Source organism: Leeuwenhoekiella sp. A2 (assembly GCF_047946655.1).
Classification (GTDB): Bacteria; Bacteroidota; Bacteroidia; order Flavobacteriales; family Flavobacteriaceae; genus Leeuwenhoekiella.
In genome coordinates this window covers 688,146-702,190 of record NZ_CP172311.1, presented here as the reverse complement: position 1 = coordinate 702,190, position 14,045 = coordinate 688,146, and the positions used below count along the sequence as shown (strand labels likewise).

The window sequence follows — 14,045 nt, the reverse complement described above, 5'->3', positions numbered from 1 at the left end:
AATCGTGACAGCATTTGTCAATAATTAAGGAGTTTTTTAGCCCATTTGAGCCATTTTTTTAGCTACATGATCCATCACTTCTTTAAACTCTTTTGACGGACTAAACTCTATAAATTTGATAGGCTCTTTTACAATGGCAGTATGCCCGCCAGGTAAATAATACACATCACCTTCTGTAAGCGTTTCTTCAACACCATCGTCGTATTTAATTAGCATCTTTCCGCTTATTATATAACCCCAATGCGGGCAATGACAACTATCATTTGTAAGTCCGTTGAGCAGCGGTGTGAAATCTGTTCCTTCGGGAAGTTCAGTAAAGCAAACGGTCATTCCGCCAAAATTATCCTGCGCACGCATAATCGTGTCAGGCCCTTCCATGCCTGTGGGAATGTCATTTTTGTTGAGTTTCATATTTCCTGGGTTTAAGTCTGTTTTACATTCAGGAGAATAATCATTACAAGGGGGAGAAATCTAACAATTACTGTAGTAAGTGGTTCATTATCAGCATCAAAAATACATAAAATGAGTGTTTAAACTGCTCATTATGACTTAAAAAGAGAAATTACCCTGAACATTAAATAACTTTGACCAGATTACTTTTATGCTTTAAAAAGCAATCAAAAAGCGGGAAAATTAGGTAAGAAATCAGGTTTTTAAGGTAGAAAATCGGCTTACTGGGATGCAATTTTTATTAACTGCTAATTTTTCGATTAGCAATTTGTGTAGGCGTTTGCCCAAAATGTTTTTTAAAAGCAAATGAGAAATGAGACAAATCTTCAAAACCCAGTTCTAGATATATTTCAGAAGGTTTTTTGTTCTTTTTTTCGATAAGAAAATGAGCTTCTTCTAATCGTTTTTGCATGAGCCAGCGATTAGGAGTTACATTGAACTTTTCTTTAAAATCACGTTTAAAAGCTGAGAGGCTTCGCCCTGTGATATATGCAAAGCGCTGTATGCTTACATTAAATTTATAGTGCTGGTGCATAAAGGCTTCCAGATTTATTTTTTTCGGTATGGCGTAATTAAAGAATATTCCGGTTAATTCTGGTTGTGATCGTAATAGAATAAGGAGTAATTCTTCCCGTTTAACGTCTGCAAAAGATTCTTCTATTTTTCCGCCTTTGTTGTAATACGGCATGAGTGAGGTAATAAAATTAGGAATCAACGCATTCTCATTAAGAGTCAAAAATGCTTCTGCTGCGTTAAATTTCGTGGAAACGATATCATGCTTTTTCTGAAATTTCCTGAGAAACAACTCATCAAAAATGATAACTACTTTTTCAAATTGGTCATTTTCCCTTTCCTTGTTGTATCGCGCTAAATGGTTTTTGCGCACCAGACAATATTCTCCAGATTTTAACGTCTGTGATTTGTTGCCGTCATAACCGTGTATCTTTCCTTTTGCGATGTAGAGAAAGAAATGTTCAGGAATGAATTGCTCCGGCGAAATTTCGGGACCTATGTAGCAGGATTTTATGTCTGTCGCTCTCATTTTATATTCCCGAATTTAATCATACTTTCTATTGTGGCAATAACAGCTTCTTCATTATTGCTTATAGGCTGCCATCCCAAAATGTTCTTAGCTTTTGCGTTGCTTGTATTGCGATTTGCTTTTAACATAGAAGCGATATTTTTTGCTTTAGGGCTAAATAAAGCAGCGATATGCACAGCCCAGTTGGGCAATTTTCTTGTTGAAATATTTTTTGAAACTTCGGGCATTCTATTTTTTAGAAATGAGGCGATCTCTGGTAAAGTCATTGTGCCTCCTGCTAAAGCTAAAAAGCGTTGTCCTTTTGCTTGAGGATTTGTCATAGCCCTAATGTGCAGATCTGCAACATCACGCACATCTATAATATTAAGCGCTAAATTGGGGACAGCTTTCATCGAGCCGTTAATGAGGTTTCTTAAAAGTTCAAAACCGCTTGAAATATCAGGCCCTAAAGACGGACCAAAAATCGCCACGGGATTGATCACACTTAACTCCATATTGCCACCTTCACTATTAATAAAATCCCATGCTGCACGCTCGGCCAGGACTTTAGATTTGTTATAAGATGAAAGTCCTTTTTGATTGGGGTTTGTCCACTCGTTTTCGGTAATTTCAGTAGAAGGATCTTTTTGACTATAACCCACGGCACCAAAATTTGAGGTCATTACCACGCGCTTTACACCTGCATTGCGCGCTGCTTTTAATACGCGTAAGGTACCATCTACCGCGGGGCGTATCATTTCATTTTCATTTTTAGGTAGCGACAAAAATATAGGCGAGGCAATGTGCAAAACGTAGTCGCAGCCTTTTACAGCATTATCCCAATTATCATCTTTTGTAAGATCTGCTTCAATAAAAGTAATATCATGGAAAGAAGTAATACCGCCAATTTTGAGCATTTTAATTACCTCGTCTTTTCTGTTTAATGACCGAAGTGTGGTTTTAACCTTGTAGCCCTTTTGTAATAATTGAAGAATGCTATGAACACCTACAAAGCCGGTGCCTCCTGTTACCAAAACTGTTTCTTTATTTTCCATTGTCTAAAAAATTTAAGACGCAAAGTTCTGCGTTAAATTTTTAGACCACTTTGTTTAAAAGTCCAAAATGGCTTTGTTGGGAAGTTCAGAAGGGGTTTATCGTGCGCGATCCATAATTAGCTAGAATATGATTACAATACTTTTTCTGCCAGATATTTCTGGACTTCGTAAACGTCAATACTTTTATTGAATTTTTTGCTCACAGAAGGCGTATTCTCACTTGAGATCCAGATTTTTAATTCGGCATCCAGATCAAAGGTTCCGGCTGTTTCAAGCGAAAATCTCGAAATATTCTTATAGGGTAAAGACTTATATTCTACCTTACTTCCCGTCAATCCCTGCACGTCTATCAGGATGAGTCTTTTGTTTGTAAACATGAAGGTATCGCGCAGCAATTCAAAACCGCCTTCTATTATCTCGTTATCTACCAGAAGTCTGGCGTATTTTTCCTGCAAGCGCTCAGGCGAAATTTTGTCTGCGTTTCCTAATAATTTGTTGAGTAGTCCCATGCCGAATTTTTGAAGTGTTTGGATAAATTAAATATAGAAAATACGATTGAATTTATTCATTCTCATCATCCATATCATCAAAAGGCAAATCTTCATCAGGATCTGTGTCATTGTAGTTTATGCCCGGCGGATTGAACAATCCCCAGCGATCTATGGTGTAATTCCAAGGGTCAAACGTAGATACCCATTCTGCAAATAAAACTCTAAAGGTTTCTATCTCATCGCGTAGTAGGTCAAGATATTCGGTTTCTTTAAAACCATATATCTCAAGACTGATCATATGTGTATTTAGATCTCGTGCGGCTTTGCGAATGAGTGTGGCGTTTTCCATCCTCAGGTCATAGAGATCACAACCCCAGGCGCCGGCTATTTTTGTTGGGATGCGAGAGGCATCCTCACGAATTAAAAAAGCGTGATTACGCAAAATTTCACCATCCATTTCATTGCTGTTCGCAGGTTCATACTGCGCTGCAATTTCTGCAATGCGGTGAGCAAGCTTCAGCATCTCTGTAGCTTTGATGAACAAAGGTGACTCTTTGTATTTCTCTCTGTTGTTAAAAGCTTCTTCATTAAACATAGCAGTGTCTTTTTCGCGAAAGCGAGAATATAATGATCAATTTGATAAGTATAGAGAAAACTGCCAAAAAAATTATCTCTTGCGCTTGTTGCGGGTTTTTTAATTCTTTCCCGAAAATCACATAGAAATAACCGATTTTAAGCCATTTTAAACCGATTTTAATTGCCCTAGTCGTCTCATTATGTTATTCATGTTGTAATGCCGGGCAGAGTCAAGTTTGCGCAATTCATCCCAGCTTATTGGCGTTGCTACTCCGCATTCATCATTAGGTCGCAATGAATAAGGGCACACAGATGTTTGTGCGTATGCGTTACGCAGATAATCGAGAAATATTTTGCCTTCCCGGTTTTTCTTTAACGTTTGCGTTGTAAAAAGTTCTGGAAACTGCGATTCTATTTTTTCTGCTGTGGCCTTTGTTTCCTGCCTTACCTCATCAAAACTTTTATTGCGGCGTATCTTGTACCAAACGTGTAAACCATGCTGTCCTGAAGTCATGAGATTTGGGTTTTCGCCCTGAGCTCTTAAATAATCACCTACTTTTTGTGCAGCTTCCCTAACGTTCTCAAAACTGTCATCTGGCGGGTCTAGATCAAAAACGATCTTGTCTGGCTTGTCTAGTTTATCATTCTGACTTAGCCAAATGTGAAAACCTATTGTTCCCTGATTTACGAGATAAATGAGGCTTTTTTTAGTATTGCAGTAAATCTCTGTATTGCTGCCTTCTTTAGTTGGTACTTCTACGGTCTTGATATAATCAGGAAAATAGTCGGCTGTATTTTTTTGATAAAAACCTTGTTTCTCAATCCCTTCGGGAAAACGATGCAGTGTTAATGGTCTGTCGCGCAAGTAGGGGAGCATCTTGGGCGCTACTTTCTCATAGTAGGTAACCATATCTATCTTTTTAATATTAGCTTTAGGAAAAATAATTTTATCGGGGTGCGAAATATTAACTCCTGCTATCGTCATTAGAATATTTGGTTTTTAAAGATTAATAATTGATTTATGCCTCTTCCTGGGCGATTTCTTCCATGCTGCGACCGGTTTTTGAACTTTTTGTCTGGGTATTTACAGGGTTGCGACGCGCATCTGCTTCATCATCATCTATTTTTATGAGCAGCCAATTGCCTTTCATATTGCCGCTTTTCATTTTGATGAGTGCGTAACCACCTTTTAATTTGCTGCCGTCTAAGTAGAATTCTAAAGTTCCCATTTTGTATGAATCTAAAAGGGAAATAGGCTTGTCTTCTACGTCTTTTTTAAGGTTTTTATAGGTGCCGGCATCCCAGATCATAACTGTGCCGCCACCGTATTGTCCCTCTGGGATCACGCCTTCAAAATTACCATACTCCAGCGGGTGGTCTTCTACAGGTATGGCCATGCGCTTAATATTAGGATCTGTACTGGGGCCTTTAGGTACGGCCCACGATTTTAAAGTACCGTCTATCTCTAATCTAAAATCATAATGCAGATTTGTAGCATCATGTTTTTGTATAACAAATGTGGGATTATCAGGATTACCTTGATCTTTCCCTGCCTGTGGCTCTTTTGTTTTACTAAAGTCTCTTTTGCTGTTATAATCGCTGGTTGTCATTGCTTTACGTTTATTATTTCAATAGAGTACTGAACTTTGAGATCCGAACATATCTAAATTTGACATGTTTATTACCTCAAAATATTTAAACATAAGTTACTACAACCCCAGCGCCTAAGCTGTTAAGGCTACGGTAATGTTATCTAAAAAGTGCGTGAAAAATAAAGCCGGTTTTGGCTATAATTAAGCTAAAGAGACATCATCCAGCGGTGCTGCAGACGACGGAATTTTTTAAGTTCTATTCGAAGTAATTTTACAAAATCCTTACCATTACTTTCTGCGCGCTCAAGGCGTTCACAGGTTTTGTAAAGACGGTTTGTAAGATTGTGCACAGAAGCAGCATATTTAAGACGATCATCCTGAAAAACCTGATTTTCGGCTTTGATGATTTCAGGCGCCAGTGAATCTGAATGTCGTATTATATCGCCCGTGTCATAAACAGAGGGATGTTCTGTACCATTTTCCTGTAATGCGGTGAAATCGTAGATCATATAATTAGAAATGCTTCTGGAAAGATGAATGATCTCCAGCGCTTTATTATAAAGTCTAATATTTCCAGGTTGTGTGTTCATAGCAATTTACACTTCAAAATTAACTGATATATTTTATCTCTGTCTTTAATAATTTAAGTTTTATTACGATTTTGCTTTAATTTGTAACGAAATTTAAATATTAAACTTAGAATGCAAATCGATCCTACTAATTGGAAAATCCTTCAAATATTACAGAAGAATGCCCGTACAAGTAATGTAGAAATCAGCAGGCAAATAGGTATTAGTTCGCCAGCCGTAGCAGAACGTATACGCAAGATGGAAGATGCCGGTGTTCTTATAGGGTATAAGGCAGAAATATCTCATTTTCATTCTGGTCATCAGCTAAAGGCTATTATTACTTTGCGCGCTTTTATGGGAAGGTTAAAACCATTTCTGGAAAAGGTAAAAGATTTTGGCGAAGTGCTCAATTGCTACCGTATTACAGGCAACGAAAATATTATTATGGAAGTTGTATTATTTGATCAGTTTCACCTTGAAGAATTTATTGATAAATTAATAACCTATGGTGAGACTAAAACGCATATTGTGCTTTCTACCGTGATAGAAAATGCGCCCATAAGAACGCGGCGTGACAGGAAAGTCTAAATGTAAAGTGTATACAAATACCAGCAGCTAAAGGCGATAAGTAATAAAATACTAAACAAGCTTAATACGCGTATAAGTTTTTTAGGCCGCAGATCTTCTGGAACTGCTGAACTGTTTATTACAAGATAGTTCGCTATTGCGAAAAAAGGTGCAGTAAGAAAAGATAATATCGTCGCGATTTGTACGAGTTGTCCCATTTCACTGCTCAAAAAAAGCAGGATACTACATGTGCCTGCAATTAAAATAATCACCCAAAGCAGGTAGCTGTATTTTAAATTTTTGCCCGTTAGAAGTTCTGTGGTTTTAGCCATAGATCGGGGGGAAGCATCAAGTGTGGTTAATGTGGTGCTAAACATGGTTGTGAATGCCGCTATGCCTATGACTATAAAAGCACCTTCTCCTAAATGTGCAGTGTACATATCTATGAGCTGTTTCGCGAAAGCGCTGCCAGAAGTGCTGAATGTGGTTCCTGTATTAAACATAACCAAAGCTCCCAGACTTATAAAACAAATACCCACCAGAACTGTACCGGCGTAACCAATATTAAAATCAAATATCGCCGACTTGACATTCATGCCGCCCTCTTTTGATTTCTCAAGTGACCACAGCGAGTGCCATATAGAAATATCGAGCGGTGCGGGCATCCAGCCCATAAAAGCAATTAGAAATGCGATTCCCAAACTATCCTTTGGTATAACCTGAGAAACATCAATATGATTAGAGGTGTCAAAAAATGCAATGCTCACCGCGGCAAGCGTACTAATTGTAAGCGTGATAATGATAACTTTCATTAGATTGTCAAGAATCTTGTAATTGCCCAGTATTAGAATACCGGCACAGATAAAAGTTATAATAACACTCCAAATCTTAATATCAAGATCGATCCCAAAAATGTACGTAGCAATACCTGCTGTGACAATGGTTACCGCTGTCTGTATGGTAAACATGGTAAGCAGATTGAGTATAAAGTAAAAAACGAGAACACCTTTGCCTAATCTTCTGTAGCCTTCTAACAAACTTTCTCCCGTAGCTGCAGCATATCGCGGCCCAAATTGAAAAAAAGGATATTTAATAATGTGAATGAGTAATAGTGCCCAGATAAGACCCATACCATAATCTGCACCTGCACGCGTAGATTGCACCAGGTGAGAAACGCCAATTGCTGCGCCTGCAAAAAGCAGCCCGGGACCCAGCTTTTTTAGACTTTTTATGCCCATTATCGCTATTGATTTTTCTCGATAAGATCTGCAAGTAACCTGCGTGCCCTTAGTAGTTTAACCTTTACATTATTAATAGGTTCATCAAGGCTTTCTGCCATCTCCCTGTAACTCATTTCCTGAAAGTAGCGCAAATTGATGACTTCCTGATAATGTGGCTTAAGAATTTTAATGTACTGTAAAAGTTGGGCGAGATTCTGTTTTGTGATAAGCGCGTCTTCTGGTGTAGGATTCTCATCGATAAGCTTTTTGAGTTTCTCTTCTTTATTTTTTGTATTTGCCTTTAATAAAGAATTTTCCTTACGCAGCAGATCGATATGTAAGTTTTTTGAAATTGTAATGAGCCACGTATTAAACTTATACTTTGAATTATACGTGTCAAGGCTACTAAAGGCTTTAGAAAATGTCTGGACTGTGATTTCTTCGGCCTCATATTCATCTTGTGTACGCTTGAGCTGAAAATTATAAACCTGACCCCAGAATGTAGCTAGCAGGTAATTGTAGGCACTTTGCTTACCATTTTTGGCTTCGGTTATATTTTTATCCAGTATGGTAGGATCTACTTCCAACGTTTGGGTTTTGCCAATAGGTTTGTGATGAATATACTTAATTGGAAAAGTAAAAGAAAAATTTCAATTAAAGGAAACCAGATCAATAAATCCCGTTCATTTAATTTTCCGCTTGCACTTCCTATTACGCTCCACGCTATCGCATAGCGCACCACTATAAACATAGCGGTAAGTTGCCAGTTATAACCTAAAGCAAGTAAAATAAAAGCAGTTATTAAAAACAGGATCTGGCTCAGGTAAAAGAAACCCAGTTGAAGTTTATGCTTGGTCTTGTAATGTTGAGCAACAGAAGTATGTCTTCTTTTCTGAATAAACCAACTCTTCCAGGTGAGTTTTGGGTTAGAATAAGTAAACGCTTCCGGCGAAAGACAAATTGCTGTGTTGGTAGCAGTCGCGGCACTGTTTATAAAAAGATCATCATCACCAGATGCAACTTTAATATGTTCCATAAAACCTCTGTTATTATAGAAGGTTTTTGCCGTGTAGGCGAGGTTCCTGCCCACCCCCATATACGGATTTCTGTTTATCGCATAACCAAAATACTGAACAGCAGTAAGAACTGTCTCAAACCTGATTATTTTATTAAGCCATGATCTTTTAATGCGGTGGTAAGCGCCATAACCCAGAACGATAGTTTTTTCATTGTCAAATTGATTGACCATGTTCTCAATCCATTTTGTTGAGGTAGGAGCACAGTCGGCATCTGTAAATAATAAGTGCTCGTATTTGGCACGTTTTATTCCTAAAGTAAGCGCATATTTTTTGCTTCCCCAGAAATGCTCATTTCCGGCAACGTCAACTACGCAAATTTTCTCAGATTGAAGCGCGAGAGCTTCCATTGTCTCAAGAGAATCATCACTTGAATTATCATTTATAAGAATGATTTCAAATTCGGAATAATCCTGAGATAAAAGCAGAGGTATATTGGTCTTTAAATTTTCAGCTTCATTTTTAGCACAAACTATAACCGAAACAGGAACGGATGGTTTTGTAGTAGAGGTTTTAGTCTTTAGAAAGCTAAATTTTGATACATATAAGTAGTACCCACAATTAACAAGGCTAATCACTACAAATCCATAAAAAAGGAAAGCGTAAAGTTCTGTCAATCGCTAAACTATAAAGAAAATAAAAGGCTAAAACTTATTTGGTAGTGTCACAATCACCCACCTCAGATGGCATTTTACCGCACATGCTGCAAGGCTCACCACCTTTGTTTAGAAAAGGACTCTGGCTGGCACAAGTACCGGCAAATTTACCGTCTTTTTTAGCCCAGATTTTGATAGCAATTCCTGCAACAGATAAAGCCAATAATACTAATGTAATTAATAAGAGTTTCATAACATTATTTTACGGCGCAAAGATACAAATAAACATAGGTTATCCCCAATAATATTTTGACCTATTAGATCTTAAATCCTCGTGTTACTGCTGACTTTTAAAGATTTAACTAAAGATTATTAGCAAAAAATGGGTCGCAATTGAGATTATAGATAATTTTATTTTAACCAAAAAAATAAAGAATCATGAACAGTAATAGATTAATGCCTGTATTTATTATGCTTTTTGCACTTCTTACGGTAAGTGCATGTAAGGATGATAAGAAAGCCGACACAAATACTGCGCCTCAAAGCACACCTGAAACGGCGATGAGTGAAGATCTTGAAAGTGATCAAATGAAAGCTGATAAAGCACGTGAAGAAGCTGAAGCAAATAGTATCGCTGCTAAAGCAATGGCCTCATCAGATCTTAGTACCTTAACAGGCGCTCTTAAATCTGCAGATCTTGACTCGATGTTGACCTCTATGGGGAGTTACACCGTTTTTGCTCCTTCTAACAACGCATTCACAAAGTTGCCAGAAGGTACTGTTGACACGCTTTTAAAACCTGAGAATAAAGAGCAATTGCGATCTATTTTGCAATATCACGTAGTACCCGGTACGATTACTACAGACAGACTTGTAATGGCGATTAAAGGTAATAGTGGTAAATACGCCATAAAAACTGCCACCGGTGAAGAATTAATTGCTATGATGGACGGTGACCAGATCGTGATAAAAGATGGTCGTGGTAAAAAGGCGCATGTATTAAAAGGTAATATAGAAGCTTCTAACGGGGTTGTTTATGTTATAGATGATGTCTTGATGGCGCATAAATAAGAAAAAATTTGATCTAAAAACCAGAAAACCCGCTGCAAAAGCGGGTTTTTTGATTAAAAAAGTGGTTTTTTAGACCAAAAATCGACCTGTTATTTAATGATATTTACTTCGGGTTGAAGTTTTATGTTGAATTTTTGCGCTACTTCCCGCTGAATTCTCATAGCAAGATCCCATATTTCTTGTCCGCTGGCGGTACCATAGTTTACAAGGACAAGGGCCTGCTTATCATGAACGCCGGCATCGCCAAAACGTTTTCCTTTAAAGCCAGCCTGCTCGATCAACCAGCCTGCAGGAATCTTTACTTTCTCATTTCCTAAAGGATAATAAGGAAGCGTCTCATATTTATCTCTAATTGCAGTAAATATTTCTTGCGAAACAATAGGGTTTTTAAAAAAGCTTCCGCTATTGCCTATTTGTGCAGGATCAGGAAGTTTTGCCTTACGTATGGCGATGACAGCATCAGAAACATCTTTAATAGATGGCTGTAGAATATTTTGATTTACCAAAGTCTCTTTAATTGCCCCGTAAGCCGTATTCACCTCGTAACGGGCTTTTTTCAGCTTAAAAGTAACCGAAGTAATTACGTATTTATCTTTGGCTTCATTTTTAAAGATAGAATCTCGATAACCAAAATTACAATCGGTAAGACTAAGAGATTTTTTCGCTAAAGTGGCTCTGTCTATAACCTCACAGCTTTCAAAAACATCTTTAAGCTCTACACCATAAGCGCCTATGTTTTGTATGGGAGCAGTGCCTGTATTTCCCGGTATAAGAGAGAGATTTTCTACTCCGCCGTAATTATTTTTCACAGAAAAAAGAACGAAATCATGCCAATTCTCACCCGCACAAACTTTGACGAAAATATAATCACCTTCTTCTTTAACAGTTTGTATACCTTTTAGATTAATGTGAATTACCAGATCGTCAATATCTCGCTGAAGCAACATATTGCTACCGCCACCAAGTATAAATTTTGATTGGGTAGAATGTGACAAGGCTTCTTTTAATTCGTCTTCAGTTTTTACCGAAACAAATAAAGCGGCCTTCGTGTCAATTGCAAAAGTATTATAAGGCTTCAGCGAAATATTTTCCTGAATTTGCATTAGTCTTTATAAATTAAAAGAGCTTCTTTTAGTAAAGCGATAGCTTCTACAAGGTCTTCTTTCTTCAAAACATAAGCAATACGCACTTGATTTAAACCTACGCCCGGTGTAGAATAAAAGCCGGCTGCCGGAGCAACCATAACGGTTTTTCCATTTACATTAAAATCTTCTAACAACCAGCGTGCAAAATCGTCTGCATTTTTAATAGGCAACTCGACGATACAATAAAAAGCACCTTTAGGTAGCGCTACTTTTACACCAGGTATTTCTTTTAATCCTGCAACTAAAGTATCTCTGCGATCAACATATTCTTCTATTACTTCGTCAAAATAAGATTGCGGAGTGTCTAATGCTGCTTCACTGGCTATTTGCGCTAAAGTAGGCGGACTAAGGCGTGCCTGTGCAAATTTCATAGCTGTCGCCATAAAAGCTTTGTTTCGGCTTACCAGACAACCTATGCGAGCACCACACATAGAATAACGCTTTGATACAGAATCTATCATTATCGTATGCTCGTCAATATCTCTCTGTTCAAGAACAGAATGATGCTGGGCACCGTCATAGGCAAACTCGCGGTAAACTTCATCTGCGATAAGAAAAATATCGTGTTTTTTAACCAGACGCGCCAATTGATCTATCTCTTCCTGGCTATATAGATAACCTGTAGGATTACCCGGATTACAAATAACGATGGCCTTTGTCTTAGGAGTGATCAATTTTTCAAAATCTGCGATAGGAGGTAAGGCAAATCCTGTGTCAATGGTCGAGATCACCGGCACAACCTGAACACCAGAAGCGGTTGCAAAACCATTATAATTAGCATAAAAAGGCTCTGGGATAATAATTTCATCACCGGGATCTGTGATGCTGCCCATGGCAAACATCAAAGCTTCAGAGCCACCGGTTGATATAATAATATCATTTTCGGTAACCTCAATGCCCTGTTTTGTATAGTAGGCGGCTAGTTTTTTGCGATAGCTTAAAAATCCGGCAGAGTGACTGTAAGAAAGCACTTCTATATCGGTATTTTTAAGTGCATCAAGAGCGCCGGCAGGTGTTTTAATATCGGGCTGGCCTATGTTAAGTTGGTGTATCGCGATGCCTCGTGCTTCTGCAGCTTCGGCATAGGGAACTAATTTGCGTATAGGTGATTGGGGCATGATCAAGCCCTTATGTGATAACTGCGGCATTTAAGTACGTTTTTAAGGGCACAAAGTTGCAAAATTATATCGACACCACATCAAAACAAATTAGGTTAATATAGTATACAATTTAAGGGAATTTTGTACATTACTAACAAATGCTATAAGGTGTATGGCAAGCTCTTACATATTGCAATCTTACTTTTTGTTTCCCTTAGTTTTAATTGTTTTGCTCAGGGTACATTTCATTTGCCTAATGGTGTAAACAGTATTAAAATTCCTGTTGAGGTTACAAATAATCTCATAATTATTCCGGTTACAGTTAACGGTACAGAACTCTCTTTTCTTCTAGACTCAGGGGTAAAGTCTAATGTGCTGTTTAGTATAGATGATCAACAGGATCTTAAGCTTAATGATGCGGTTACTATTTACCTTACGGGAGCTGGTTCTGGCGAACCCACAAAAGGCATCAAATCACAACATAATATTATAAATGTAGGTGAAGCAAGCGCTATTGACCAGAATATTTACTTCATAACAGATGCTTCTTACAACTTTAGTTCACGTTTAGGTCACGCTGTAAATGGCATTATAGGTTATAGTATTTTCAAAGATTTTGTTGTAGAAGTTGATTACAAGCGCAAATTTATTGTTCTGCATAAACCGGAAACCTATAAATATAGAAGATGCAAGACCTGTTTCACTGCGCCTTTAACACTGGTGGCAGGTAAACCCTACATTGATCTTGATGTCGCTATAGCGAAAGAAGAAGAGCTGTCATTAAAACTTCTCGTTGATTCAGGTTCTGGGGACGCTTTGTGGTTATTTGAAGAAAGTCATGGGCAAATTAAACCCAGTGAAAAATATTTTGAAGACATTCTGGGTCTGGGACTCAATGGCGATGTTTTAGGCAAGCGTACTAAAATAGCATCTATAAAACTAGGCAAAATGGAACTTAACGATGTGACAGCCGCTTTTCCAAATATAGAATCTCTTAAAAACATGCGTTTGCACGAAAACAGAAATGGCAGTTTAGGTGCTGAGGTTTTAAGGCGTTTTACCGTGATTTTTGACTATCCCAACCAGAAAATTACCTTGCGCAAGAATAATATGTTTAATCTTCCCTTTAGATATAATAGAAGTGGTTTGATCGTGCAACACAGCGATTATGAACTGGTTAAAGAAGTGGCTAATAACATCAGCAATAGGTATGGCTTATACGATGAACCGTCATCAGAGGGTACCACTGTTTTTAAAGCTACTAATACAATACAATTTAAACTAAAGCCCAGCTACGAGATCGCTGCAATAAGATCTGGATCACCAGCAGAGGAAGCCGGTTTACGGGAAGGAGATAAACTTTTAAAAGTAAATGGAAGAGATGTAAGCAATTTAAAACTTGATGACATCACGCAATACTTTTTTAAAGATGATGGGGCGATGTTAAGGCTAAAAGTAGAACGAAGCGGTATTGTATTCAACTGTAAATTTGCTTTAAGAAAAATGCTCTGATTTA

Annotated in this window: 17 protein-coding genes; 3 read left to right on the top strand and 14 right to left on the bottom strand. The window is 37.8% G+C overall.

Going from position 1 to position 14,045, the window contains the following annotated elements; genetic code table 11:
- Positions 1-36: 36 nt before the first annotated feature.
- The 8 genes from ACH3PA_RS03105 to ACH3PA_RS03070 form a co-directional block, all read right to left on the bottom strand.
- Complete coding sequence (locus ACH3PA_RS03105; protein ID WP_416440572.1) at positions 37-411, bottom strand: hypothetical protein; 375 nt, start codon at positions 409-411, stop codon at positions 37-39.
- A 280-nt stretch (positions 412-691) separates the two neighbouring features.
- On the bottom strand, positions 692-1,492 hold the full coding sequence (locus tag ACH3PA_RS03100) for a helix-turn-helix domain-containing protein (protein ID WP_416440574.1): 801 nt from the start codon (positions 1,490-1,492) through the stop codon (positions 692-694).
- Positions 1,489-2,526: an SDR family oxidoreductase gene (locus ACH3PA_RS03095; protein ID WP_416440576.1), complete on the bottom strand. Its 1,038-nt coding sequence runs from the start codon at positions 2,524-2,526 to the stop codon at positions 1,489-1,491. Before ACH3PA_RS03095 ends, ACH3PA_RS03100 begins: the two co-directional genes overlap by 4 nt.
- Positions 2,527-2,657: 131 nt before the next feature.
- Positions 2,658-3,035, bottom strand: a complete 378-nt coding sequence (locus ACH3PA_RS03090; RefSeq protein WP_416440578.1) for a PH domain-containing protein — start codon at positions 3,033-3,035, stop codon at positions 2,658-2,660.
- 52 nt (positions 3,036-3,087) lie between these two features.
- Entirely contained in the window at positions 3,088-3,612 is a 525-nt protein-coding gene (locus tag ACH3PA_RS03085; RefSeq protein ID WP_416440580.1) for a hypothetical protein, read from the bottom strand.
- 147 nt (positions 3,613-3,759) lie between these two features.
- Entirely contained in the window at positions 3,760-4,578 is an 819-nt protein-coding gene (ligD, locus tag ACH3PA_RS03080) for a non-homologous end-joining DNA ligase (protein ID WP_416440582.1), read from the bottom strand.
- A 34-nt stretch (positions 4,579-4,612) separates the two neighbouring features.
- On the bottom strand, positions 4,613-5,203 hold the full coding sequence (locus ACH3PA_RS03075) for a DNA polymerase ligase N-terminal domain-containing protein (RefSeq protein ID WP_416440584.1): 591 nt from the start codon (positions 5,201-5,203) through the stop codon (positions 4,613-4,615).
- A gap of 188 nt (positions 5,204-5,391) precedes the next feature.
- Positions 5,392-5,775, bottom strand: coding sequence for a hypothetical protein (locus ACH3PA_RS03070; RefSeq protein WP_416440586.1), 384 nt, complete (start codon positions 5,773-5,775; stop codon positions 5,392-5,394).
- A 111-nt stretch (positions 5,776-5,886) separates the two neighbouring features.
- On the opposite strand from ACH3PA_RS03070, the gene ACH3PA_RS03065 reads away from it, so the two are divergent.
- Positions 5,887-6,342, top strand: a complete 456-nt coding sequence (locus tag ACH3PA_RS03065; protein ID WP_416440588.1) for an Lrp/AsnC family transcriptional regulator — start codon at positions 5,887-5,889, stop codon at positions 6,340-6,342.
- Here the strand turns inward: ACH3PA_RS03065 and ACH3PA_RS03060 are convergent.
- From ACH3PA_RS03060 to ACH3PA_RS03045, 4 genes are read right to left on the bottom strand one after another with little or no spacing between them, the layout of a single operon-like run.
- Positions 6,339-7,559 (bottom strand): Nramp family divalent metal transporter, encoded by a 1,221-nt coding sequence (locus tag ACH3PA_RS03060; RefSeq protein ID WP_416440590.1) that lies wholly within the window; start codon positions 7,557-7,559, stop codon positions 6,339-6,341. The genes ACH3PA_RS03065 and ACH3PA_RS03060 overlap by 4 nt on opposite strands.
- Before the next feature lie 5 nt (positions 7,560-7,564).
- Positions 7,565-8,128, bottom strand: a complete 564-nt coding sequence (locus tag ACH3PA_RS03055; RefSeq protein ID WP_416440592.1) for an RNA polymerase sigma factor — start codon at positions 8,126-8,128, stop codon at positions 7,565-7,567.
- Positions 8,119-9,234, bottom strand: coding sequence for a glycosyltransferase (locus ACH3PA_RS03050; RefSeq protein WP_416440594.1), 1,116 nt, complete (start codon positions 9,232-9,234; stop codon positions 8,119-8,121). Before ACH3PA_RS03050 ends, ACH3PA_RS03055 begins: the two co-directional genes overlap by 10 nt.
- Positions 9,235-9,268: 34 nt before the next feature.
- On the bottom strand, positions 9,269-9,466 hold the full coding sequence (locus ACH3PA_RS03045) for a membrane or secreted protein (protein WP_416440596.1): 198 nt from the start codon (positions 9,464-9,466) through the stop codon (positions 9,269-9,271).
- A 185-nt stretch (positions 9,467-9,651) separates the two neighbouring features.
- Here ACH3PA_RS03045 and ACH3PA_RS03040 point away from each other — a divergent pair, with 185 nt between their 5' ends.
- Entirely contained in the window at positions 9,652-10,284 is a 633-nt protein-coding gene (locus tag ACH3PA_RS03040; protein ID WP_416440598.1) for a fasciclin domain-containing protein, read from the top strand.
- A gap of 89 nt (positions 10,285-10,373) precedes the next feature.
- Here the strand turns inward: ACH3PA_RS03040 and murB are convergent, their stop codons facing one another.
- Both murB and ACH3PA_RS03030 read right to left on the bottom strand, forming a co-directional pair.
- Complete coding sequence (gene murB, locus ACH3PA_RS03035; RefSeq protein ID WP_416440600.1) at positions 10,374-11,387, bottom strand: UDP-N-acetylmuramate dehydrogenase; 1,014 nt, start codon at positions 11,385-11,387, stop codon at positions 10,374-10,376.
- Positions 11,387-12,577: a pyridoxal phosphate-dependent aminotransferase gene (locus ACH3PA_RS03030; protein WP_416440602.1), complete on the bottom strand. Its 1,191-nt coding sequence runs from the start codon at positions 12,575-12,577 to the stop codon at positions 11,387-11,389. Before ACH3PA_RS03030 ends, murB begins: the two co-directional genes overlap by 1 nt.
- A gap of 120 nt (positions 12,578-12,697) precedes the next feature.
- On the opposite strand from ACH3PA_RS03030, the gene ACH3PA_RS03025 reads away from it, so the two are divergent.
- Positions 12,698-14,041 (top strand): aspartyl protease family protein, encoded by a 1,344-nt coding sequence (locus tag ACH3PA_RS03025; protein WP_416440604.1) that lies wholly within the window; start codon positions 12,698-12,700, stop codon positions 14,039-14,041.
- Positions 14,042-14,045 lie beyond the last annotated feature (4 nt).